At 47.7% G+C, this 25,798-nt stretch carries 17 protein-coding genes and 2 pseudogenes; 6 read left to right on the top strand and 13 right to left on the bottom strand.

The window, feature by feature from the left end:
* Both RID53_RS01930 and RID53_RS01925 read right to left on the bottom strand, forming a co-directional pair.
* Entirely contained in the window at nt 1-627 is a 627-nt protein-coding gene (locus RID53_RS01930; protein ID WP_446386510.1) for a TenA family protein, read from the bottom strand.
* A gap of 9 nt (nt 628-636) precedes the next feature.
* Nucleotides 637-777, bottom strand: coding sequence for a hypothetical protein (locus RID53_RS01925; protein WP_446345504.1), 141 nt, complete (start codon nt 775-777; stop codon nt 637-639).
* A gap of 205 nt (nt 778-982) precedes the next feature.
* Between RID53_RS01925 and RID53_RS01920 the strand changes: the two genes are divergently transcribed.
* The gene (locus tag RID53_RS01920) at nt 983-1,555 is read left to right on the top strand and encodes a pentapeptide repeat-containing protein (protein WP_446386509.1); all 573 of its coding nucleotides are present in this window, start codon (nt 983-985) and stop codon (nt 1,553-1,555) included.
* A gap of 58 nt (nt 1,556-1,613) precedes the next feature.
* On the top strand, nt 1,614-2,147 hold the full coding sequence (locus RID53_RS01915) for an alpha/beta hydrolase (protein WP_446386508.1): 534 nt from the start codon (nt 1,614-1,616) through the stop codon (nt 2,145-2,147).
* On the opposite strand, the gene RID53_RS01910 is transcribed toward RID53_RS01915, so the two are convergent.
* From RID53_RS01910 to RID53_RS01865, 10 genes and pseudogenes are all read right to left on the bottom strand, one after another.
* Nucleotides 2,144-2,347 (bottom strand): hypothetical protein, encoded by a 204-nt coding sequence (locus tag RID53_RS01910; protein WP_446352016.1) that lies wholly within the window; start codon nt 2,345-2,347, stop codon nt 2,144-2,146. The two genes, RID53_RS01915 and RID53_RS01910, sit on opposite strands and share 4 nt — an antisense overlap.
* A gap of 473 nt (nt 2,348-2,820) precedes the next feature.
* Nucleotides 2,821-3,719: pseudogene (locus tag RID53_RS01905) on the bottom strand (RRXRR domain-containing protein).
* A 214-nt stretch (nt 3,720-3,933) separates the two neighbouring features.
* Complete coding sequence (locus tag RID53_RS01900) at nt 3,934-4,569, bottom strand: low-complexity tail membrane protein (RefSeq protein WP_446386507.1); 636 nt, start codon at nt 4,567-4,569, stop codon at nt 3,934-3,936.
* A gap of 64 nt (nt 4,570-4,633) precedes the next feature.
* On the bottom strand, nt 4,634-7,660 hold the full coding sequence (gene infB / locus RID53_RS01895) for a translation initiation factor IF-2 (RefSeq protein WP_446386506.1): 3,027 nt from the start codon (nt 7,658-7,660) through the stop codon (nt 4,634-4,636).
* A 406-nt stretch (nt 7,661-8,066) separates the two neighbouring features.
* Nucleotides 8,067-8,345, bottom strand: a complete 279-nt coding sequence (locus RID53_RS01890) for a YlxR family protein (protein WP_044206893.1) — start codon at nt 8,343-8,345, stop codon at nt 8,067-8,069.
* A 219-nt stretch (nt 8,346-8,564) separates the two neighbouring features.
* A complete protein-coding gene (nusA, locus tag RID53_RS01885; RefSeq protein ID WP_446386505.1) occupies nt 8,565-9,962 on the bottom strand; it encodes a transcription termination factor NusA in 1,398 nt (465 codons plus the stop codon).
* 85 nt (nt 9,963-10,047) lie between these two features.
* Nucleotides 10,048-10,509 (bottom strand): ribosome maturation factor RimP, encoded by a 462-nt coding sequence (gene rimP / locus RID53_RS01880; RefSeq protein ID WP_446386504.1) that lies wholly within the window; start codon nt 10,507-10,509, stop codon nt 10,048-10,050.
* A gap of 307 nt (nt 10,510-10,816) precedes the next feature.
* Nucleotides 10,817-12,337 carry a hypothetical protein gene (locus RID53_RS01875; RefSeq protein ID WP_446386503.1) on the bottom strand — a complete coding sequence of 507 codons (1,521 nt, stop codon included), beginning with the start codon at nt 12,335-12,337 and terminating at the stop codon, nt 10,817-10,819.
* Nucleotides 12,338-12,642: 305 nt separating this feature from the next.
* Nucleotides 12,643-13,947, bottom strand: coding sequence for a general stress protein (locus tag RID53_RS01870; protein WP_446386502.1), 1,305 nt, complete (start codon nt 13,945-13,947; stop codon nt 12,643-12,645).
* Nucleotides 13,948-14,014: 67 nt separating this feature from the next.
* Nucleotides 14,015-15,212: pseudogene (locus RID53_RS01865) on the bottom strand (RNA-guided endonuclease InsQ/TnpB family protein); the annotation flags it as partial.
* Nucleotides 15,213-15,321: 109 nt separating this feature from the next.
* Here RID53_RS01865 and RID53_RS01860 point away from each other — a divergent pair.
* The 3 genes from RID53_RS01860 (at nt 15,322) to RID53_RS01850 (ending at nt 19,940) form a co-directional block, all read left to right on the top strand.
* A complete protein-coding gene (locus RID53_RS01860) occupies nt 15,322-16,962 on the top strand; it encodes a sensor histidine kinase (protein WP_446386501.1) in 1,641 nt (546 codons plus the stop codon).
* Nucleotides 16,963-17,307: 345 nt separating this feature from the next.
* Nucleotides 17,308-18,570, top strand: coding sequence for a tetratricopeptide repeat protein (locus RID53_RS01855; RefSeq protein ID WP_446386500.1), 1,263 nt, complete (start codon nt 17,308-17,310; stop codon nt 18,568-18,570).
* 314 nt (nt 18,571-18,884) lie between these two features.
* Nucleotides 18,885-19,940: a tetratricopeptide repeat protein gene (locus tag RID53_RS01850; protein WP_446386499.1), complete on the top strand. Its 1,056-nt coding sequence runs from the start codon at nt 18,885-18,887 to the stop codon at nt 19,938-19,940.
* A gap of 1,069 nt (nt 19,941-21,009) precedes the next feature.
* On the opposite strand, the gene RID53_RS01845 is transcribed toward RID53_RS01850, so the two are convergent.
* Nucleotides 21,010-21,141 (bottom strand): hypothetical protein, encoded by a 132-nt coding sequence (locus RID53_RS01845; RefSeq protein WP_446386498.1) that lies wholly within the window; start codon nt 21,139-21,141, stop codon nt 21,010-21,012.
* Between RID53_RS01845 and RID53_RS01840 the strand changes: the two genes are divergently transcribed.
* Nucleotides 21,140-25,798: two-partner secretion domain-containing protein (locus tag RID53_RS01840; protein WP_446386497.1), on the top strand; the 4,659-nt coding region annotated here is incomplete at its 3' end. The two genes, RID53_RS01845 and RID53_RS01840, sit on opposite strands and share 2 nt — an antisense overlap.

Genomic DNA, 25,798 nt, shown 5'->3' with positions numbered 1-25,798 from the left:
TTAAGAACCAGCTTGCCACGCTGAATCGAAAAAGTCTCGTTCACATAGCATAGCATAGCGGTAGCTGGATTTGACAGGGGCTGAGAGTTGGGTGTATTGATCCGTCAATCTCTCTAATTGCTGCGCTAACTGCTCAAACTCAGGATTACTATAGGTGCGAATCCAATCCGTATAGGTGTGTTCGGGAATGCCATCCTTGGCTAATTCTTGACCCAAAAAGGCATACAAGCGCATACAGGGCGTCATCGCTACTGTAATTAAACCAATCTCACCTCCCCAAGCTGTTGCCAATAAGAAGTCAGTATAGCGGCGTGTGGCTATGGCGGGTTCAATCTGTTGCAAGTTGACTCCCCAGGCTGTGGCGTAATTCTGATGCAGGCGTAGTTCTTCGAGAACGCCATCTGCAAGAGTATGAAAGGTGTTAAATCCCTCCCAGTCAGAACATTTAGCGGCGGCTATACTATAAGCGCGAGCAAACGCTTCTAAGAAAAAAGCATCTTGACCCACATAGTAGGCGAATTTCTGGTGCTCCAGTGTCCCTGTGGCAATACCTTGGACAAAAGGGTGTTCTAGACACTCCTGTACCAAGTCTTGGTTAGATTTCCATAAATCGCTGCTAAGTGTCATCGCGTTTGTTTATTGCCATGGACTCAGATTTTGTTCGGGAAAGGTGGGAAGTTGTAAGACTGAAGGGATCGGTGTTTTGTCAAATCCACCGTCTACCGATAGATATACTGAGAATGTAACCGCGATCGCTAGCAGTAGTCTTTCTAGCATAACCCACTCCTCTGATTGTCGCTCTTGTGACCTGTAAACTGCCAGTATCTTCTCACTATCTGTGATTTTGATTAAAGGGCGGGTGATGCAAACCGTTAATTTTTAGTGATGATAGTCTAAGCTTGAGGTGATAGGAGTCATAGATTCTAGAGCGTCAGGTTTAGTTCTCACCGTTAGCCATCATCAAAAAGTCAAACGTCATGCTATGACATTTAAAGTCTTTCCCCCTCTCATCCTGTTTACCTCTGTCTGGCTACACCCCTCAGTGCAAGCGTTCAATCCAGCCCACCTAGAACAATTACGACAAACAGGTAGCTGTGTTGAGTGTGATTTGAGTGGAGTACAATTGTCGGATGCTCTGTTGAGCAATACCAATTTGAGGGGTGCTAATCTGGCTGGTGCTAATCTTATCCGCGCCGATTTAAGACGTGCCAATCTGGAGTATGCCAACCTGAGTGGTGCGAGTCTGGTTTCTGCCAATCTTACAGATGCAAAGTTAACTGGAGCTAATCTGATTGTGGCAGCCTTAATCGGTGCAAATCTAACTCGTGCGAATTTAGCTGGCGCTGGATTAAGTCTAGCTAAACTAGCGAATACTAATCTAGTTGGTGCCAATTTAAGCCTTGCTGAACTAAGGGCGGCGGATTTAAGTAATGCGAATTTGACCGCTGCTGATTTGAGTGGTGCTGACTTGAGAGAGGCAGACTTGGATAATACTATCCTCAATAACGCTAAACTTAGCTATGCCATTATGCCTGATGGCACTTTATTACCTTAATTTATGAATTGTAATTTATGAATTGTTGATTGTTGATTGTTCCCTATTCATCATTCAAATGTTTAATTACTTATCAAATTTACGACGTTTTCTGTATAGTGGGATCATTGTCGCTGGCATCTGGTCTTATAGCTTGGCTGCTAACGCCTCAGAATCCGTCATCTTAAAATATCGTTTTCTGCGAGAGACGATATCGGTTCCCGAACTCTCGACATTTACCCAAACAGGTGAGTTATCACGTTCTCTACAAGCATATCTGGATTTGGCTGGGAAGCAACCCGAAGAACTACGGACGACTTTAACCCAACCAATTTCAGTTAATGGGATTATGCTTTCTCGGATTCTCAATACTCCTGTGGGAGAAGTAATGCTTGATCGAGTGAGTGAGGTGGTTCATACTCCGACTAACCGGGCAAATCGCCAGTCTTTGCGATCTGCCTTAGTGATCTCGGCGCTCAATGATAATCAAATCACCCTGATCGAAATCCTGGAAAACTACCCAACTGCCGATGTTCATGTTGAAGGCGATCGCTTAGCGGATATCCTGCAACAGATTACCCGCCTGAGTGAGGGTTTGCCTCAGATTTTTTAATAAGCCAGAGTCTCTAGGGTATCCCGCAAATACCGACGCACCCGATGCTCCAAGCTGCGATCTTGAAGGTGATGGGCAGCGGGATGCTCCATCTGCCAGCGTTGAAATCCAGAACTGGCTGCGATCGCTTCTTTGAGATTGTCCCAAACTGGACTATCTGGGGAAATTTGGTTGGATTCGGATACAGTTGTGCTTTTCATAAACCTTTATCGTGATCTAAACAGAATGAGTTCGTAGCAATTCTTAACTGTTATTTGTATTTTTTAACCTTATTTTCAGAATAACGGAACTGCGTTGTTTAAATTGTTACATTGGCAACAACTCATTGCCAACTTACCCAGATTTTTGGGCAAGTCATGATTTTCAACCAGGAAGAAGCACGTTCTGAAACAGGGGATTGAGTCAAGGGTGACCCGAGTGTATCTAGGACATCGGTCAAGAAACCGGGTTTCTGGGTGTCAAAGGTTGATATAGAGTTGTCATCCTCACGAGAAACCCGGTTTCTAGGAATGCTTGGTCTAGACTCAAGGATGACATGCTCCCTTGAGGTTTGGCTGTTGACGTTTAATGTAGCCAAACTCAGCTCAACGTGTTCGTGGGAGTCCCCATCTGAGCGCGTTAGCAAGATGGGGAGGGATAGCGGGACGCCGGAAGAATGGAGGTGTCCAACTTTTTAAGCTATGCACAAACCATTAGCCCTCCTGATTAACTCGACCTTGCTTGGGGCAAACTGCCCAATACGCTTCCAGGTGTGGTCGCAAACAGAGATGTTTTTGGTCTTTTCGGTGTCGGTAAATCCGCTGACGTAGCCAATATGGACTTTTCCAGCTTTCTGTGCTCTAACCAAATCACCGATTCTCATCCCAAATGGGGTAATTGTCCCACCCTTACGCTTTCTAATTCCGGACTTATCTGGAACCTCGAAGTGTAACTGGCGGCGGAAAAAGCCGTACTCTTTTCCCCGCTTCACCGCACCGGGGCGGGTGATGATCTTAAATGGGGAAGGAGTTACGGTAACGCTACCCTTGTGGGTGTAACCATGGGAATTGGAACCAGTAAACGGGACATATTTAATGAAATATCCGCAAGCCAATGTCACCCCGTCAACCGCGTGGGTTTCTGGTTTGGCTACAGACTTGTTCACCCTGTCTTTCTCTAACCCTAGTTGGGTTCGGAGTTGAGACGTGCCATTACCATCCTTTTGCCAACCTTCGCGGATATAGACAGGGGCAATTTTTTCCATCTGAGATATCGCCCAATTTTGACCTGTCATCACCGGGGAAAAGCCTTTACCCGACTTGGCGCGTTTGCGTTGGGAAAAGTCTATGTCGGCTTTAACCCGTTCATACCCAATTGCTTGCCGACGCCAGAATAAGACTTACCCGGATCGACTCCAACGGTAATGGGTTGCACGTCCTCAGCCGATGGTGGTGTGGTGAGCTGGACGTAATAGACGCCAAGGTCTGACCATTTTCCCACTGCCTTACCTTTCTTGACCCACCGTGGGACCCTGGAGGGCTTGGTAGGCGCCATCGGTTTTCCTTCTTCACTGATTACTGGAACACGATTCATAGAGATAATCCACTCGTGTAAATGTTTGTGTCTCTTAAGGCATTGATCAGGGTGTGTCCTGGCATTACCCAGCGTCTAGAGATTCCTAGACCTACATCTAATCCGAACTAGAGAAACGTTCGGAAGTGGTTATCCCTTACCAACTCATGCCCTATTCATGACTTCCTGGCAGGTTCCCTCTGCCAATCCCCGTCCTCACGAAGTAGGGCGGGGTTCATGAATCCACTTGTTCAGGGGACGATTCGCCCACGGATGACTCTGGGGCGATCGCAGGTAAAATTTGTTTGACCCGAAACCCTGGTACTGTAAAGTTTTCCGGTATTTTTTCCACTGGATAAGGTTGAGTTGCTGCCCACTCCGCCTCGCTAGTGAATAGAACTTGAACCACACTCAAAGGCACTTGCAAAAATAAGTGGCTTGCCAGAAACCCAACTCCTGCCAAAGCCAATCCAGCGATGTGCCATTGAACTGTCCAGGGAACGATCCCTGCCGCTAAAGGAGCGATGCTATAAATTTGCCACAGTACCCATACCATAAAACCTGCTGCCATAATTGTTAGCAGCGGGTTGGTTTTCCGGTCAAATAAGCTCAACAGTCGTCGCTGGGATTCGGTTAGGCGATCGGGTTTCAGAGCAACCACGAGCAGACTAAAAATGTCAAAGGGGCGGGTCAATTGCATCCACAAAACTGGTGCGATGCCGATAACTGCCAAAATTAAGAGTTCTAGCCAGATAGGTAACAGGGGTTCACCCGTTGCCAGTCCTAGCGCGACAACCTCTAACGTTAGGGGCAGTGCCGCTAAACCCGCCAAATGTATCCACAAGAACGGTTCAGACCAAAAAGAGCGCATTGGGTTGTCCTTTGTCTTTTGTGATTAGTCCTTAGTCATGAACCAAGGACTAATAACTTATGACCTAAGTCGCTGATAGAGTCCGGCGTTTGCTCACCATCTTATAGGTTTCGATGATGTCACCTTCAGTCCAATCATTGAATCTATCAACACGAATACCGCATTCAAATCCGGCATTGACTTCTTTGACATCATCCTTCATCCGCTTCAGCGAATCAAGTACCCCTTCGTAGATCATTTGACCCCGACGTTGCACTCGGATCTTGCAATTCCGCACTGCTTTGCCTGACTGTACGTAGCAACCTGCCACCGCACCGCGACCGACGGGGAAGACAGCTCGGACTTCCACTTGACCCAAGGGTTCTTCCACCAATTCTGGCTCCAGTAACCCTTCCATCGCCGCTTGAATGTCATCCAAGAGATTATAGATGATGTTGTATTCGCGCACATCAACACTCTCTTGTTCAGCAGCAGAACGAGCGCCGTGAGCCAAAGTGGTATTAAAGCCAATGATTACCGCACCACTAGCCGCCGCTAAGTCCACATCGGTTTCGGTGACTTCTCCAGCCGTCGCTAATAGGACTCGGATTTGAACTTCATTTTGGGGTAACTGTTTGAGTGAACCCAGAATGGCTTCAACCGAACCTTGTACATCTGCCTTCAGGATCAAGTTGAGTTCTTTGAGTTCCCCTTCTTGAGCTTTGGCAGAGAGGCTATTCAGGCTGACTCGGCGGGACGACATCACCTGTTGCAGACGAGATTCGCGCTGTTCTTGGCTTCTCATATCCGCAACGGCGCGAGCTTCTTTTTCTTGTTCAAAGACGTCAAACTCATCACCAGCAGCCGGGACATCGCTTAAACCCAATACCTCTACGGCAAAGGAGGGGGCTGCCTCGTCTACTCGTTTGCCTCGGTCATCGATCATGGCTCGTACTTTACCGAAGACCGATCCTGCCACTAAAGTATCACCCACCCGCAGCGTGCCATTTTGTACCAACAATGTGGCAACTGGACCTCTAGATTTATCCAGGTTGGCTTCAATAACCGTACCTTTGGCTAATCGGGCGGGGTTAGCGGAGAGTTCTTCAATGTCAGAAACGAGCAGGATCATTTCCAGGAGTGTATCCAAGTTTTCTTTTTGGATCGCACTCACGGGTACCATGATCGTGTCACCGCCCCATTCTTCTGGGACTAATCCATGTTCCATTAACTCTTGCTTCACGCGGTCAGGTTGTGCCCCTTCCTTATCGATTTTGTTAACGGCAACCACAATTGGCACTTCAGCAGCTTTCGCATGGCTGATCGCTTCACGGGTTTGGGGTTGTACCCCATCATCGGCAGCAACAACCAAAATGGCAATATCAGTTACTCGCGCTCCCCGCGCCCGCATCGCGGTAAAGGCTTCGTGACCTGGAGTATCCAGGAAGACCACCTGTTGGACTTGATCTTCATGCTCCACATCGACATGGTAAGCACCGATGTGCTGAGTAATTCCTCCCGCTTCGCCTTGTGCCACTTTGGTTTCGCGAATGGCATCCAGCAGCGTGGTTTTACCGTGATCGACATGACCCATGATTGTGACTACGGGTGGACGTCGAACCAGGTATTCTAAGTCAGCCGCATCCAGCATTTCGGTTTTAGCGGCTTCTGATTCAGCTTCTTCTGTCTGAACATCAACGCCAAGTTCTTCGGCAACCATTTGAGCGGTGGGCAGATCCAGGGTTTGGGTGATATTCACTGCCAATCCCTTGAAGAATAGCTGCTTAATCACCTCTGTTTCGGCAAGGTTCAGCTTATCTGCCAGCTCTCGAACGGTTAGCGAATCGTTTAAGACAATTTGTTCAGGACGTTCGGCGACTTCTTGCTTTTCACGACGGCGATCGCGACTTTCTGGTTTACCGGTTTTAACTTCTGGTTTTTTCCTAACCTGACTGGCTGCCGTTGGTGGGGGAGTCTGTCCCGTTTGAGATTTAGGTTTAGGAGGACGAGCGACCGACATACTGACTGCTACAGGGGTGTCAGCTGCTTGGTAGTTACCATCAAACTCTTCCTCATCTTCTTCGATCAGTTTAGGTCGCCGCTTGAGCTTAGCCGCTTTTCCGGGTTTAGATCCTTCCCGTTCCTCTTCCTCATCAATCCATTCACGTTTCTTCGACTGACGTGGCGGCGTGGGTCGTTTGGCTTTAAGATTTTTCAGTTCCGGCGGTTCCAGAAGGGTTTCTACGCTTTCATCGGCCTCCTCCTGCTTCTGTTCTAAGGAACCCGAATCGATAGCCGCCACTTCAGGACTCTCACTCGGACGAGTCGGTCGGGAGCGTTTGGGGGGAGATTGCAGTTTAGGAACAGGCTGAGCCGGAGATTTCGGATGAGCAGGGGCGGGAGATTTAGCCGGCGTTTGCGGTTTAGGCTCACTCGTCGATTCAGGCGGCTCAGGCTTAGCTGTCTCTACAGGGGTCTCATCCGATCGCTCGCGCTTCAATTTCGGTCGTTCAACCTGGGTGGGTTGACTCGGTTTCGGTGACGTTGGTCGAACGGGGGGTTGGATAAGTTTGGGTTTAGCTTCTTTAGTTTCTTTAGCTTCTTTAGCTTCTTTAGCTTCCACTTCAGCTTTAGTAACGTTCTCCTGTGACCCTTGAGATTGGGTTGGTGTTTCTGACTCAGAATTGTCCTGCTGCAAATTCACCGAGGTTGGTCGATTAAGCTGGGCGGGTGGACGTGGTGGATTCACAGTCGGCTTTACGGGGGGTTGAGAAGACTTTGACCCGGATTCTGATTCCTGGGAAGAGCTAAAACTGGAACGAGGCTTAGGCTTAACGCTCAAAATTTGCTGTTTGCGCTGATTGTTATTGTTAGAGCGTCCATCTGCATGGTCAGCAGATGCTGAGGTTGTTTGGTCACGACCTTTGAGGCTAGTGATCCCCTCAGCATATTTTTCCGCCGCCGCTCTGATTCGCTCAGCTTCAGATTCTGTAATCGTGCTACTGTGACTTTTGACTGCAATATGAAGTCCTTCGCAAATATTCAAAATGTCCTTGTTGTCCAAATTCAATTCCCGTGATAATTCGTAAATTCTGACTTTGCCGTTGTTCATCCACTATTCCCCCGTCGTACATATTGTTACACCATAACTAAATGATTGAAAGCGTGCGTGGTCATTGGTTTTCGTGCCGGATTGGCTTAAATCAATAAGGTGTCTTTAAGAGTTTACTCGATAACTCACCAATAACTCATGTTACACAGGCGATCCTTGACTGTCAGCCAGTTGGATATCTTTACACTCTTAATCAGAGCCTGGATAGTTAACTTACACAAATCTTAACAAAACTCGATAGATTTTCTAGATCCCTAGATCCGCAGTATCTTCCTCAGGTAGGAGTTGTTAACTTGATCAGGGTCAGACTCACCTCCGAACACCATTAGTAATGGTACTTCTTTACTATCCTAGCGATTGCTTAGGTTCATTGAGAGCCTTGCTGGAGTTTTTTGGATGCATTGGCTCAATCGCTGCTGCGTTGGATGCTCCAGGGACAAGGTTCTAAACGCTGCCATAATCGTTGATAAATTTCGTCGGGAACCGATGCCCTCAGCGCTCGTCCCAATCGATTTTTCTTCTGAGCAGCCGCCAGACAACTCGCTTGAGGACAGATATAAGCCGAACGTCCCATGCCCTGATCTAATTTTACCTGTCGCGATGGATGGATTCGCACAACTCGCCATAATGCTTGTTTTTGAGCCACCCGGCGACAACTTAGGCAACGTCGGTAATTGGGTTCCATAAGATTCGGACAATGATTTTGGTGTAGGCTCGCATGAGTTTACTGTTCACGGTGTAACCTATCTCGGTAAACGAGGTGAGGACAGTGAGGAGGATGTCTTGAGCAACGGCGTACACCAGCTTCCATGAAAATCTCTCCCCATTCCCTCTGATCAAGTTAGGTGCAAGAAGAGTTCAACGCCCTTAAGGAATCTACCGCCTTGCTTTGATCCTCCTAAGATTAGGACAAAATATCCTCCTCTTCCTCGTCTTCAGCAAATTCTTCCTCATCTTCAGCAAATTCTTCCTCGTCTTCAGCAAATTCTTCCTCAGCAAATTCCTCCTCAGCTAAGGATTGAGGAGTTGTCACCTTTGCCTCTAACTCGGCTGGTGAGGAAGTTTCTCTCTCTGGTTCTTCCTCATCCTCTTCTTCATCATCAGCGAGTTCGGCTTCCCTCTGTGCGATCGCGGCTTGTAACTCCTGCATTTTCTGGTGTTCAGCTTCGTAATCGTACTTGGCGATATCTTTAATATCAATCTTCCAACCTGTGAGACGAGCCGCTAGGCGAACATTCTGCCCTTCTTTGCCAATGGCTAAACTGAGCTGATCTTCCGCGACCAAAATGTGAGCCTGACGCCCTTCCGGATTCACCAATAAGACTTCCTCTACTCGTGCGGGACTCAGAGCATTCGCTATATAGGTAGCGGGATCAGGCGACCAACGAATCACATCTATTTTTTCGCCACGCAATTCATTGACGACCACTTGAATGCGTGATCCCCTAGCGCCGATACAAGCCCCAACGGGATCAACATCTCGCTCTAGGGTATCCACGGCAATTTTAGTCCGAGGTCCGACATGACGCGACGGTGGATTAGCTTCTCGCGCCACCGCCACGATTCGCACGACTTCATCTTCGATTTCTGGGACTTCATTGGCAAACAGATAGACCACTAAACCAGCCGAAGCTCGCGAAACCACAAGCTGGGGTCCACGGTGAGGACCTTCACGCACTTTTTTGAGAAAAACCTTAAAGGTACTGCCAATGCGATAGGTATCGTTGGGTAATTGTTCGCGCTTGGGCAGTTCGGCTTCCACTTCTGGCTGACCAAAGCCACTGCTAATCGCCATGATCACCGATTGCCGCTCAAATCGTAGCACTCTGGCTTGGAGAACCGTTCCTTCTAACTCTTCAAACTCTTCTTGGATCAACTTACGCTGTTGATCCCGTAGTTTTTGGGAGAGTACCTGCTTGGTTTGAATAGCTGCCATTCGACCAAAATCACGTTGATCTGGAGTAACATCCAGAACCACCGAGTCACCTAATTGTGCCTCTGATGCGACTTCTTGAACTTCTTTGAGGGAAATATGATGATCGGTGTTGCCAACTTCCTCAACAATGGTTTTGGTACAAAGAATGCGAAATCCTTCTTCTTCGATATCTAAATCGACTTCAAAGTTGTTAAAGTACTCATCATCAAAATGAGGTCGCTCTATGCGTTGCGCTCGACGATAGCGCTCATAGCCTTTGATCAGTGCTTCTCTCAGTGCCTGTTGGACTGCTGATTTCGGTAAATTATGGCTTTGAGAGATCTCTTCGATCATCTTTTTTAGTCCCGGCAGATTAACGATAGACATAGGCAAATCTCCATAAACTGTTTATTGTGGGTCGTTAACAACATAACTAATGTTCAATGACTAATTACTAATGATCTAAACGGGTTTAACCCTGCTCATCGAACTGAACTTTAGTTACTTGATCACGAGGAATGGCGATCGCCCGTCCTTTTCGGTTGAGATATACACGGGTATCATCCCGGCGAATTAATTGCCCTCGCCATTCTTTATGTCCTTGGTAAGGTTCAGCCGTGTTGACCACCACGGAAAATCCTTTAAATGCGATGAAGTCTCGGTCTGTCGTTAGCTCTTGCGAGATCCCAGGACTAGAAATTTCCAAAACATAGGCGTCAGGAATCAGATCCACGGCATCTAATTCAGCTTCTAAAGCCCGACTCATACGTTCACAGTCATCTAAACCCGTATCGCCGTCGCGGTTGCGGATATCTACCCGAAGTACAGGGGGACGTCTGTTCGTGTGAAACACCGCCCCAACGAACTCCAATCCCAATTTTTCAGCTACTGGGGTTGCCAAATCGATTAGTTGGGGAATCAGGGGATGAGTCATAGAAAAACTTCAACAAAAAAAGTGGGTTCAACCCACCTCCAGGTAAAATTTCTGCCAAGAAGCTTAGCGACGATTGACACAATCTCTACCCTGCTTGTGTACTTGGGAACAGTTTTATAGTTTCCCCAGACTCCGACATCAGGATAGAGTAACTTCCGTTGCTATGTTAGAGTTTAGCGCAATCTTTGCAGGTTGTGGGATCGGGTTACCACAAGCAAAGGAGGATAATGGTGGAGTTTTGACCCTTCACGACCTTCGAGGGCATAGTTTTGACTTCCACCTCCCCTATCTCCCTCATCTTCATCAACTACACCTGTCGCTTTTGCCGAATTGCCCGGGTTTGGTCAAGAATGTCCTCTAAGTCCTCTTGGGACAAACGCTCAACGTAATTGACTTTGAATTCCTCTAAGAAGGCGTTGAGCAAGTATTGAATTTCATCTAAGGTTTTCTGGGTCTGAATTTGAGAGCCATAAGCTTCGCCCAGATGACGAATTAACCGTTGCAGAATTTGATCCCCAACTGGATCATCTGCGATCGCGGCGTCTAATCCATTGTAAAGCGCTTGGGTAATTTGGTGTACCAGTTGTTCGGTTAACTGAGTGCGAATTCTTTCTACACCCGGTACTCTCTCTAGTCCCTGATAGGCTTGAGACTGATTCAAAATTTTGTCCACGTTATGCCGTAGCAAGTCTTCTATATCGGTACGGATGGCGGGAAGCACCTGATTCACTGTCATCTGCACCATAATCTTAGTCAGTGCTGCGACTTCGTCGGTTTCGTTGAGATCGATGTAGGGGCGGACTTCCCGTTGCTGAAGAAAATTCGCGATCTCTCCTTGGCGAATGGAAGATTGGAGTTCATTAATAATCTGAATCACCACTACTTGGGTCATATCGCCAGCGATTTCAGCGACAAATCCTTGACGCGCTTGTTTCTGAATCGCACTCATATCGATTAACCTTGCCTGATCCAGTCGAATCGTCACCGGGATGATTCGCAGCCAGCGCCAGAGGGGAATCAACAAAAAGATGTCATACCAACGCCATAACATCGCATCGATCCAACTGACCCCGGTGCGGTGGCGACTGATGAACCAAGTACGACCCAAAAAATCTGTCAAAAAGACTAGGAAAAACGGGAAGTCAATGCGGAGTCCAAAATAATCAACAAAATCCCCTGTTTCTCCAATGGGACGGTAGTAGTTGGCTGCAATCAGAGGACGAATCTCCTCGTTGAAAAATTCGAGTTCATTCTCTGGGTCTTTAGCGGTTAAGTTTTCTTGACTCCAAAATTCTCTAAATGCTTCTTTGGCAGAATCCTCGTCATTGGGAATATGCCCCCGCATCTTATTTTTTATTTTTTCCAAATCTCCCGTTTTATCGGCAAGTTGGAACGGGTTTGTCTCAATCATGTCTACGCTACGTTGGCGCAGATCTTCTAAAAGTTGGATAACTTCAGGAGATTGTAAGCTTCTCAGTTTTGTTCTTAGGTTGGTTGCATCAATTTCTGCTTCCAATGCATTAACCTTGTCCAAATAGTGTTCGGTTTCTCGATAGGGTTGAATCCCTTTGATTGGGTCATACCACTGGGTAATCGGAGGTAGGGGAACCTCTAAAGACCAACCGGGAAAACTCCATGGACCGATGTCAAAACTCACTAATTGGACTTCCCCATGTAGCCAAAAATCTCGCAGAGGCAGGTAGGTCAAGTCAAATAAGACTAAGAAGTAGTTGAACGAAGCCACAAGCGCCATCAAACGTTCAAACCAAAGGGCGCGACGGACTTTACGTTTACTTTTGCTTGGGGTCAGTCTTTGAATGGATGACATATTTTTTCAGGCTAGATCAGCACCAAATTTGGCTATAAATAATAAGTAGTTATCGTCAAACTGGGACTGATCAGAAGGGATTCAGGAAGGCTTACTAGAAATATCAATCCTATGGGTGATAGGGTTCACTGTCAAACTAGGTTAGCTTGGCGGTTGTAGACGCGGAGCAGCTTCCCGTAGGGTAACCGCAGCTACACAAACGAAACCCGCCTGCGCGGGTTGCCATATCCTTTATTGTTTCATCCTTCTTTCTCGGCTGGATACCTCGTCCATAGCTAGGCTATGGGCGGGGTAGTTGATGTTAACTATGGAAAGACACGACCGGGATAGGTCATGGGAGCGCTAGGACTGTTGTAGATATCCCATTCCTCAATACCCCGATCGCGCAGAATGGTTTCGGCTTGGCTTATTTGCTCATCCGTTCCCTGAACCAACACCAGATAATCCCCATGAGAGAGGCGATCGCTATATTTTTTGGCTTGCTCCTCAGGAACGCCTAAGTTCGCGAGTATACCGACCAAACCACCAGCAGCCGCACCAATAGCTCCTCCGCCTAATGCAGATGCGATCGCGGCGGCTTCGCCTCCAACAAATACCACAGGACCCACACCAGGAACCGCTACGGTGACTAACCCAACCAGTAATCCGGTTAATCCCCCCAAGACACCCCCAGCTACCGTCCCTGTGGTTGCATCTTTGGCTTTTTCATGACTCACGGGATCGGTAACTCTCACCCCAGACACCTGATCGGGATGTTCGGCGTCTTTGGCAATCACTGAAACGAGGTTCATGTCAAATCCAGCCGCTTTTAACCCATCGAGAGCATTTTTTAAATTTTGCTCATAAGAAAAGACACCAATCGCTCGCTGATTTTGCGTTACAGGTGTTGGTGCTGTTGCTGGTGGAGTAGCCGGAGTTACACCCGTCGGCGTTGCACCCAAAGGTTCACCAAAGGGTCCTGTGTACGTCGCGCCCAGGGGTGTAGGAGATCCCACCGGAGCCGCCGTTGGGTGAGTATAGCCGGGAGCGGGAGTATTCACTTCAGGACGGTTATAACTTCTCCACTCTTGAATTCCTTGAGGTTTCAGGATAGAAGCCACACGGCTGATTTCCTCTGGTGTGCCATCCACTAGGATTAAATAATGTCCTTTTTCTAAGCGATCTTGGTAAAGTTTAGCTTCGGCTTCGGGAACTTCCAAGCCAAGTAACGCCCCAAATAAGCCGCCAGCCGCGCTACCAACCGCCCCACCCAAGAGCGTATTACCAATTACTGAAGCGGCTGCACCGCCGACTAAAATGGGTCCAACTCCAGGAAGCGCGATCGCACCCAGCGTACCAATTAAACCGACGATCCCTCCTGTCACTCCCCCCGCAACTGCACCAGCCGCTGCACCTTCTCCGGTTTCATTTTCGGTATCGTCTTGCACATTAACGCCAGCAATTTGCTCCTCATCCCGGGCAATGACTGATACTTGGTTCATGGGAAAATTGGCATCTCTCAGATGTTTGAGAGCCTCTTCGGTGGCTTGTCGCGTCGGAAAGACCCCCACACCGCGTTGATATTGACCTAACGTCATAGTATCCGCCTCCATCTCTCTATAGGTTTTCACCCTAATACCCCTATTTCTACATTTCTCTGGCAGACATTCATCAATCGTGGGAGATAACCACTATTAGTCACTTGTCCATCTGTAGGAAGAAAGAATTGTTTGACATCCTCACCGCCCTATAAGGACGGTGATTCCCAAAAGCGTCAAACAGCGATAACTGAATGTACTCTCGGTGGGTTGACGGCTCACCACACACTGCCTCATCCGAGGTCTTACACGCGCTCCCCGTCCGTTTAGAGTCGTGGATCTGCCCAACCCCGACTTTGACACCTCGACTTCGCTCGGCGTCAAGTCCAGCCTGTTCTATGTTAACCGAGGCATTATCATCCCGGTCGTGTTCCACGCCGCAATTGATGCACACAATAGACCGTACCGACAAGTCTATTTTCCCCCATCGGTACCCACACTCAGAACAAACCTGACTGGTAGGTTCCCATCGGTTGATGACTCGAAAGTCCCGGTTGTGATTGCAGGCTTTACCCTCACACAATGACCGGAATTCATACCATCCAGCTTGGCTAATTGCCCGTGATAATTTGCGGTTTTTAAGCATACCGCCAACGTTCAAATCCTCGCTTGGCAATCACTTGGTTCTCGTTGACCACCTTAGTAGAAAGTTTATGCAGGAAATCCTTACGCTTATCCCGTATCTGGGCATTGAGCTTGGCTACTTTCACCCGCATCCGTTCTCGCCGTTTGCTGCCTTGTTGCCGTTTAGCTAACCGCCGTTGGCAACGCTTTAGCTTGCGGTAGAGGCGGGAATAGTTCGGGCTATCAATCTTTTCCCGGTTGCTGCAACAGGCAAACGTTTTCAACCCCAAATCAATCCCGATGGATGGGTTCTTGGGCGGTTTGATTTCTGGCTTTACCTCAACGACAAAGCTGAGAAAGTACCGACCAGCGCAGTCTTTAATCACCGTTACAGAACTAGGCTCAGATGGCAGAGGACGCGACCACTTGACTTTGATGTCCCCAATCTTGGCTAAGTAGACCTTGGACGCCTTAATCTTAAACCCACGTTGAGTGAACCGCGCCGTTTGACGGTTGGTTTTCCGTTTAAACCGTGGCGGGTTTACCTTGGGTCCCTTGCGTTTACCAGAGCGGGATTGAAAGAAGTTCTTATACGCTACCCCCAAGTCTGCAACTGATTGCTGGAGGGGAACAATTGATACCTGTCCTAACCATTCTCTCTCCTCATTGTTTCCTGACAAAGGACGTAGCTTGCTTCTCAATGAAAGCGAGTATGAGCAAGGACATAAGACCATTCCACGGAAATTGCGACTCAGGGGTTCGGTTCTACGACCCCGGAGAGATGACGACTGCCAGTATCCTCATAGATAGACAAGTAGAATTGGCAGTTCATGGGGATAGATAGTGGTGCAAAAGTGGTTGTTACCAAACATCAGCGAAGTTTTAGCTCAGAATACGCCGACTGGGGTGAACAATCCGGTCGAATCTCAGGTTGAATCGACAACGGTTGTCATGGATAAGGGACAGCGCAGTGCGGCGAGTCAGCGGATGAGAGACGAAAGGCGATCGCAGCGAGAATGGCAAAGTGCGATCGCGTCTTTGGAACAGTTACTCTTACAAGTCCTTTGCTCAGAAGATCAAGGCGACAACTCAGCATCTCTAAATGGGTTAGTTTTAGCCGGTCCTGCACCTGTTTTAAGCCACTCTGATTTGCTTTCTCATTTTCAAACGGGGGTGTTTACGACTGAAACCGTAAATCCCTGGAGTTTTATGCCCTTTCAATTGCCTCCAGCTCAACCGGAAAAAGCTCAAGGTACGGTTAATACGACTTATGAACTCTGCTTATTTCCGGCTGACTCATTGACTGAGGAGCAGTTTTGTTTAGTCTTTACCCGTGGCTTTAGTTTAGTTATGGCAGCGGGAGACGATCCCAATGGTGTACCTGGATTTCGCTTCTCCTTTGATCCAGAGGATGTGCAAAAAGCTTGGGCGTCTCTTTATCCTCGATTATTATTAGCCAATCCCCATCAACTGAGTTATTTAGATACATTAGTTAAGCAGTTTGCGCCTCAGCCTCCCGATTATAAAATTGTTATGCAATTTGGGCGTCAGTTGCTGCAAAATATGCCGGAATATTCTGTAGAACCGAAGAATGAAACCATAGCAGTAACACCGATTAATTCAGTTACTCAAGTTTCTACAGATCCGGCGTACAGTGAGACAATTGAAGACCGGGATTGGCAACCCTTAGCTAAGTCAGAAACTCGTGTTAATCATCGAGTGTCTCAACTCTGTGAATCCGCCCCTGATGTGGAACTTCTGCAAGCTTTAACTCATGAAGTCCGCACACCACTAACGACGATTCGCACGTTAACTAAATTATTATTAAAACGTAAAGATTTAGCACCAGAAGTGATTCGGCGTCTGGAAATCATAGATCATGAATGTACAGAACAGATTAACCGGATGGAGTTAATTTTTAGAGCCGTTGAATTAGAAACAAAAGCGGTGAAAGAAGCCCCGGTTAATCTCACATCAATGTCATTGGCTCAAATTTTACAGAATAGTATTCCCCACTGGCAAAAGCAGGCACAGCGGCGTAATGTCAGCTTGGATGTCGTATTGCCGCAAAATCTGCCGACGGTGGTGAGTAATCCTTCGATGTTAGATCAGGTGTTGACGGGTTTAGTGGAGAATTTTACCCGCACCTTACCCGCTGGCGGTCATATTCAGGTGCAGGTCACTCCCGCTGGAGACCAGTTAAAATTGCAATTTCAGTCTCAACCTAACCCAGACAATTCGGGTAATTTGGATAAGTTTGGACAGTCAACCTGTCAGACGTTAAAGTCAATTGGTCAGTTATTAATGTTTCAGCCAGAAACAGGCAGTCTGAGTTTGAATCTAAACGTGACCAAGCATTTGTTCCAAGCCTTGGGCGGTAAACTAATTGTGCGTCAGCGACCGCAAGCTGGGGAAGTGATGACGATATTTTTACCTTTGGAAGTTAGGAATAATAGCAGTAATCAAGAGGGAATATTAGTGTAGCAGTCTGCCTGTAACTTTGCCCCATAGTAAAACGTTGTGAGCCTTCTATGGCGTGAATCCTCTGTGGCAATCATTTGGCAAATGGGTCTTAGTCCATTTGAATGGACTTGAGCTATAGCTGTCGCCATAAAGGTTAGGACTTCATTGCAGACTGAAACGACCAGGTATCAGTAAAAACCCTTCTGCCTTCTTCCCTGAAGCCTTGTCTCCAACTATCCTACAAATTCTATCGTCTGTTAATAGCGATGGGTTATAGAAATTTAACGGTTTATAATCTTTCGTAAAGCTTCTGCTGTGCCAAACTATTGCGATAGGAACTAACAGGATAGGATTTCCCAATTTTCCATGAATTCCCTTGATTTAGAGAATGCACTCCAGCGCTATACCGACGCGCTGACGAAGCTGGAAGCATTGACGGTGACAAAACGAAAGCGGAACGATGAAAATGCTACAGAAATTGTTCTCGATGTTTTGGTAACGAGGGATCGCATTCAGTCGCTTTTAGCCCAAACCTGCCAGAATCCTAAGAAGACCCTATTGAGGCTGAGTGAACTCGACCAACGCTTAAAAGAAAAAGTGGATGTGATCGTTCAAATTGCTCCGTTAGCTCAATGGCGAGATATTTTAAATCCGCCCAAAACCGCCTGGTGGTGGTTTTTCGATACATTGGAGTATGTCCATGCCTGGGATCGCTATGATTGGCTCTGGGGCGCGATTACGATGCCGATTTTGACGGTGAATTTTAGCTTAGTGGTGGCGATTTCGTCCCGATTTTTGAGTGGCGGCGTGGATGCACTGGGAGCGTTTGCGGTGGTGGGTCAGGCGGTATTAGCGCTAACAGCAGCTAAAGGGACGTTGACTAAGACGGGACAGCATACGGTGGAGAAGGCGCTGGAAAGCCTGAAGATTCCCCAGCATTTTTGGCAAGAGGTGAAGCTGGGGGGAACGTTGTTGGTGTTGGTGAGTCTGATTAGTTTGCACGCCTCTTTACCTAAAATTGCTCAGTATTATGTAGAACAGGGTAAGCGGGAACAGTTGGCTGGACAATTGATTAATGCGCTGCAAAATTACCGTCGAGCGACTGAACTTGACCCGAATAATATGGAGGCTCATTTTCGATTGGGTTCCGCTTACGAGAACTTGCTGGACTTTAAAAAAGCGAAAAGTTACTACCAAATTGCTATGTTAGGCGGTGAGATGAGTGCCTATAGCAATCTTGGTCGCTTGTATATTCTGGATAAGAACTATTCCGGCGCAGCTTTTTTATTGAAACAAGGTCTTCTACAACCTCATGATCCAGAATTGGGGTACTTTTTGCTCAAAAATTTAGGCTGGGCGCGGCTGAAACAGGGTCGGTATGAGGAAGCGGATGCTTATCTGAAAGAAGCAATTGATATAAACAGCGATCGCGCTTCGGCTTATTGTCTGTTGGCTCAAGTCCAAGAGGCAAAAGGGAACAAAAAAGCGGCACTTCCGTTCTGGGAAAAATGTCGCGATTTAGTGGATGGGCTGAATCCCGATGAAGATCGATGGTTTGACCAAGCCCAACAACGTCTAACATCGACTTCCGAGGAAGCTACTCCGGGGGCAGATTCTGTTAATCCTTAGACGATGTAGTAACGGCTGGCGTGACACAGTTAAGATAAGGGAATAGATTTTACAGATTTAATGGGCGCACGTCAGTCATTGGTGTCAACTCAAGCTACAGCCCTCACCCCCAACCCCTCTCCCAACGTTGGGAGAGGGGAGTAAGAGGGGAGTAAATTTACTCATTAAGGGTGCATCTGTTGAACAACTTCTAACAGACAACCTAGACAACTGGGGTGATTGTTGGTCGTTCAGTATATTCCTAACCAGAGAAAAACGGAGGAATTATGATGAAGCTACCAATAATGAGATTGAAAAGATATCATTTTGTAGGCTTGACTTTAGCGTTAGTCCTAACCACTCTACCGACAGGAGCGATCGCGGCTCAAAATCGAGTGGCTGAGGGACGGGTTCTGCTCAAACGTCAGGGATGGTCAAGTTTCAGAACGGTTGCGGCGGGTACACCTCTGCATCACAGGGATCAACTGCAAGCCATACGTGGGCAAAGGGCAAAAATTGTTTGTCGAGGGGTATCGTCCTATAGAGTGCCATCGGCTCAAATCTATCCGGTGTCTTACTTTTGTGGAAAACCCAATACTTCGGGTGTGTTCCGGGATCGAGTCCTGAAACCAGCTCATAAGCTTGGTGGCGATGATCCCACGATTCCTTACGTGATTACGCCCCATCGCGGGGAAATACTCGATGGTAAACCGACGATACGTTGGAATCCGGTGGCGGGAGTCAGTCGTTATACGGTGCGAGTTACGGGTTCCGGGGTTTATTGGGAGACTCAGGTGAGTGGGACTGAGGTGGTTTATCCCGGTGAACCTGTCCTACAGCGAGGAAAAGAGTATCTAGTGGTTGTCGAGGCGGATGGAACCTCATCCCAGTTGGATAAAGGCGGAGAATATCGATTCAGGCTGGTTTACCCTGATGTAGCCCAGCGGGTTCAGGAAAAGATTCAGGCGATCGCACAATCGGATTTGTCAGAAGCAGCCCAAGCGTTGGCAATGGCGGATGTGTATTTTGAGGAAGATCTCGATAGTGAGGCGATCGCAATTCTGGAGTCCTTGGTTCAGTCAGGAAGCCAAACGGTTCAAGTGTATCAGCTTCTTGGTGATCTCTATGCTCATGAGGGATTAAATCTGCTGGCGCAGGAACGGTATGAACAGGCGATTGAATTAGCGATCGCCAGTGAGAATATTGAAGGTCAAGCTAAGGCTCAAGTGGGGTTGGCGGAAGTGATGATTATGCTGGGGAAAACGGAGCAAGCGATTCGCTTATTTAACCAAGCGCAAGCTGGCTATGAAGCGTTAGGGGATTCCCAACGGGTGGAAGAATTGCAAATGCGAACTCAAGAGTTAGCGGTGTCTAGTTTTGGCGTTCGTTAACGGCTGATTTTATCCCTTATTCGGAATTCAATTATCATAAATTCAGCCAATTTATTCCCAATTTATCCCAAGATTATTCCTAAATTGTAGGGTGCGTTAGCGCAGCGTAACGCACCATTATTTTGTCGGGTAGCACAGACGTGTAACTCACTTGTTAGTCAGGGATGGCGCGAGAATGTTTAGGGACGGGTTTTACTACTATCTTTTCGATTGCACCCAGATGCAACTAAACCCGCCCCGATTCACAGGTTTCGTGATTTTTTTAAGGGTTTCGCCAACATCAGGGAAGGGTGTATGTCGGCAAAGGGCGCACGTCGGTCATTGGTGTCAACTTAAGGTCGAAAACCAATGCTGGCAAAGTTTTCAGCTATGTCTATTTACTGCTCAAAATTTCCCCCTCATCCCCTAACCCCTTCTCCCACCGTGGGGAGAAGGGGAACCAGACTCTCTTACTCCCCTCTCCCCGGCGTGGGAGAGGGGCTGGGGGAGAGGGGTTTTGCTTAAGTTGACACGGATGCACGTCGGTGCGCCCCTACGGTTTCTGTAAGCGTTACCCTTCAAACTCGCGATCGCTCCTCACCATCCTGAACAAACCTGAACTATATCTGAACTATACCTGAATTATAGTCCTGAATTTTTCTGAACTTATTGATTGCCTCAAGCCGCACAATATAACTGTGCCGAACTTCAGGGAAATGACACTGGAAGCAGAGAGGTTTGTAGTCGGTACAAAGCGTGCCTGCCGTGCTAAAGCACTGACTACAAACCATTATTTTCTTCTGGGTGATGACCAACTACACAAATACCTCAACCCCTAATTTTGTGGGGAAATCCAATAGGTATTCTGCTAACGACAGGGACGCATCAATTCTAGCGACAGGAAACCAAAGCTATTCGATTTCCCTCCCCTTGACAAGGGGAGGGTTAGGGAGGGGTCAGATCAAGGTATCGCTTTCTTTGCTTAAATTGACACCGATGACCGACGTGCGTCCAGTCACCCACGCCACCCCAAAAAAACAACTGGAGGATTAAATTTTGTAACAGATTATATTCTCCAATGAGAAATAATCTAAGCTTCATTTAATTCCCCTCGTAGCTTTTCTGTCAATCGACTAATTTTCAGGGTTTCGCATCGTACTAACAACGCTGGCGCTAACACATAGCCAGCCGGATGTAGCTGCCACGATGAGGATTTAATCATGGGAAAGACAACAGGTTACGCTTCACTTCTGAGCAGTCTCTCGGTTACTGTTTTGACGAGTTTGAGTCCAGTTTCGGCGCAAATTGTGCCGGATAATACACTTCCGGTCAATTCTCAGGTGACGGGATGTCCGGTTTGCCTGATTGAAGGGGGAACGGTGCGGGGAGTGAATCTGTTCCATAGTTTTGAAGAGTTTTCTGTACAGACGGGGGGTGAGGCGTTTTTTTATAATGGGTTGGATATTGAGAACATTTTAGGGCGGATAACGGGGACTAATATTTCGGATATTGATGGCTGGATTCGGGCAAATGGCACAGCTAACCTGTTTTTAATTAATCCCAATGGGATTGTGTTTGGTGAGAATGCGCGGTTGGATGTTGGCGGTTCATTTGTGGCGTCTACAGCCAATAGTTTTACCTTTCCTGATGGCAGTGAATTTAGTGCCACGAATCCTGAAGCGCCGCCGTTGTTGACGATTAATGTGACACCTGGATTGCAGTATGGAACTCCACCGACGGGAGATATTAATCATCAGGGGAATTTAGCGGTAGAATCGGGGCAAACTTTGGCGTTATACGGGAATCAAGTCACGAGTACGGGTTCTCTCACCGCACCAGGGGGAACAGTGATGGTGTTGGGAGAGAGGATTGGTTTATTAGACAACGCTGAGGTTGATGTGTCCTCGGATATAGGCGGGGGAACGGTATTAATTGGTGGTTCCTTTCAGGGTCAAGGTACGATTCCCACAGCAGCGCGAACTGTGGTTGAGCCGGATGTGACGATTAATGCTAATGCTTTAATCAACGGGGATGGAGGTACGGTGGTTTTGTGGGCAGATGAGGTAACGGGGTTTTATGGAACTATTAACGCCCGTGGGGGAGTTGATGGGGGAAATGGGGGATTGGTTGAGGTATCGGGGAAGCAACATCTGATATTTCGTGGAAACGTGGATACTCGTGCGGTTTTTGGGTTAGCGGGGACGTTGTTGCTTGACCCAATAGATATTCGGATTGCTAATGGTAATGGGGATAGTGGGGTTGATGGTGAGGGGAGTTTTGCTGGGAATAATTCGGGAGTGGCGGGGGCGATTCTGAGTACGCCGTTGAGTGAGATTGATGATACAGCACCAACGACGATTTATGAGTCGGAGTTGGAAGGGTTGGCGGGGGATACCAATATTGTTTTACAGGCGACTAACGATATTCAGATTGATGATTTAGCGGATGATGCTTTAGATTTTGCTCCTGGGAGTGGGGGGATTGAGTTCACGGCTGATGCAGATGGGGATGGGGTGGGTTCGGTAGTGATGGAGGATACTGTTGCCGATACTCTGTATACGAATGGGCGGGATATTGAGATGTCTGGCGCGAGTTTGACGCTGGGGAATATTAAGACGTCTGGGGTTGAGAGTGGTTCAATAAATCTCAACGCCACAAATGGTGGCATCAGTGTGGGAAACCTGCACACGAACAATCGTGTTCAGGGAGGGGCGATTAGGCTTGATGCCAGTGCCAATATCACGACAGAAATCATAGATTCCTCCTCTAGGAGTAATGGAGGGACTATTACTCTGAGAGCGGGCGGTAACATCACCACAAAAGAGCTCAACTCTTCCTCTGACTCTTTCTCCTCCTTTTCTGGCGATGGGGGAGGAATGTCTCTCACCGCAGGTGGCAACATCACTACTAACGGTGATCTTAACTCCTACTCCTACTCCGGAGCCTTTTTCTATTCCTCCTCAGGCTCCTCCTTTTCTGGCAATGGGGGAGGGATGTCTCTCACCGCAGGCGGCAACATCACTACTAACGGTAATCTTGACTCCTCATCCTACTCATCCTACTCTTCCTTCTACTCTTCCTCGGGTTCCTCTTTTTCTGGCGATGGGGGAAGGATGTCTCTCACGGCAGGTGGTAACATCACTATTAACAGTAATCTTAACTCCAACTCCTCCTCCTCCGGTCACTTCTTATTCTCCTCCGGCTCAGGCTCCTTCTTTTCTGGCGATGGGGGAGGGATGTCTCTCACGGCAGGTGGTAACATCACTACTAACGGTAATCTTAACTCCAACTCCTCCTCCTATTTTTCCGCCTCCAACTCCTCCTCCTCTGGTTCATCCTCTTCTGGTGATGGGGGAGGGATGTCTTTCACGGCAGGTGGTAACATCACTACTAACGGTAATCTCAACTCCGCCTCCTCCTCCTTTTCCTCTGGCTCCTCCTCTTCTGGTGATGGTGGAGCGATGTCTCTCATAGCAGGCGGTAATATCACCACAAAAGATCTTGACTCCTACTCCTTCTCCTCCGGCTTCAGCTCCTCCTCTTCTGGCAATGGGGGAGTGATGTCTCTCATAGCAGGCGATAACATCACCATAAACGATCTTGACTCCGCCTCCTCCTCCAGGTATGGCTTCTCCTCTTCTGGCGATGGGGGAGCAATTTTCCTCAGCGCCATAGAGGGCAATATTTTCGGTAGTGAAGAAGACGTTTCCAGTCTTAACTCCTTTTCTATCTCCGAGCAAGGAACCGCAAGAAATGGTGGTGACGTTACTATAAAAGCTCGAAACATTGTGAGCAATCTAGAGATATTAACCCTATCTTCTTGGGAAAACGCCAAATCTGGGACTGTTTTAGTAGAAGGCTCTGGAAATTTATCAATCACAAATACCAATATTCTGACCAGCGGACAGTTCACCCTGGAAATTTCCGACGGCCAAGAAATCACTTTAGATGTTGGTAAGACAGGTCAATCAGGAGATGTCATTATCACCAGTTTGGGAGATCTCACATTCAACAACAGTCAGATTGAAACTGATACCAAAGGTAGTGCCTCAGCCGGTAATGTCATGATAACTAGCCCCGCTCTGGTTACGTTCAATAGTAGTTTTATTAGAAGTAACACTAGCAGCACAGGTGCGGCAGGCAGTCTCGATATCGAGGCAGGTCAAGGAATTATGCTCATCGGTTCTGATAGTGAACTATTTGCCGGAACCACTAACTCTGGCAAAGCCGGAAATATTACTCTTCAATCCTACCAAAACGCACAAAATTTAACGATTAACCTGGCACAGGGAACATCTATTTCTGCTGCCACTAATTCTACTTCTAACCAAGCAAACGGGGGAGATATAAACATTAAGGCTCCCGACTCCATTACAATTCAGGGCGAAGGAAACATTACCACAGAAACTGTAGGAGCAGGCAATGCTGGCAAAATTGAAATTACCAGCACCGATTTAAACATACAACAAACAGAACTTTCTACCTCAACCACAGGAGAGGGAAACGCCGGAGACATAATCCTCGATACCTCCACCTTAACCGTTGCCAGGGGAGCAAAAGTATTTGCCTTCACTGAAGGTAGTGGCGATAGTGGCACAATTGAAATTAATGCTCCCACCGCCGTCAATCTCGGCATTGGTGTCAATGATTTTTCCCCAGTTCTGTCTGTAGAAACAAGTGACGCAGGCAAAGCTGGAAGCATTATTATTAATACCCCAACCTTAACCCTCTCCGACACCGCCCGAATTACCGCAACCGCCACCGATACCGCCACGAATACAGAGGGAGGTGGCAGTATCACCTTAAATGCATCCACGATGAACTTAGCCGGAATCGTGGGTGTCTTTGCTGAAACCGAAGGACAAACCCCCGCCGGAACCTTAACCCTGAACCCCTATCAGGATCAATCCACCCTAGACATTACCCTAGCGCCCAATTCCCAAGTCTCGGCTTCTACCTCTGGAAGTGGCAAAGGTGGCGATTTAATCCTGAGTGCGCCGCAAGCGATTACCATTGCTGGACAAGGGCGGTTAGCGGTAGAAAGCCGCAGTACAGGGGATGCGGGTAATGTAGAGGTTACTACTCCCCAACTTACCCTCACTGGTGGTGTCGAACTATCTGCTGCTGCTACGGATAAGGGTAATGCCGGAGAAATTCGCCTCAACACCCAGCAGTTAACCCTGGAAAATGATGCACAGATATTGGCATCTAATGTCTTTAGTAGCAGTGAGGGGATTATCTTACAAGGTTTGGATACCTTGACAGTTAGCAACAATAGTGTCATTCAAGCCTCGACTGAAACGGGTCAAGCCGGAAGCTTAAGCATTAATGCTAACTCCAATCCCGCTAATTCGGTGCAAGTGAGTGATAACAGTCGCCTATCCGTTGAAGCTACTGGTGAAGGCGGTAAGGCTGGGGGTTTGACGGTTAATACTCAACAGTTAACCTTAAGTGAGAACTCGGAACTCTCAGCCTCCAACATCTCTGGTGAGAGCCAAGATATTATTTTACAAGGCTTAGAGAACGTACAGTTAACCAACGGCAGTGAAATATCAGCCTCGACAGAGACAGGAACAGCCGGAAGTCTCAGCATTAATGCAGGTGAAAATCCGGTTGATTCGGTATCTCTCAACAACAGCCGCCTATCGGTTGAAGCCACTGGTGAAGGTGGGAAAGCTGGGGGTGTAACGATAAATACCGAACAGTTAAGCTTGAATGCGCGATCGCAACTTTCAGCTTCCAACATCTCTAGTGAGAGCCAAGATATTATTTTACAAGGTTTAGAGAACGTACAGTTAACTAACGGCAGTGAAATATCAGCATCCACCCAAACCGGAACAGCCGGAAGTCTCAGCATTAATGCAGGTGAAAATCCCGTT

It is taken from the genome of Coleofasciculus sp. B1-GNL1-01 (assembly GCF_040220235.1).
In the GTDB taxonomy this organism is placed as follows: domain Bacteria; phylum Cyanobacteriota; class Cyanobacteriia; order Cyanobacteriales; family Coleofasciculaceae; genus Coleofasciculus.
The sequence above is the reverse complement of the archived record's forward strand: the minus strand, read 5'-3'. Positions and strand labels throughout refer to the sequence as shown.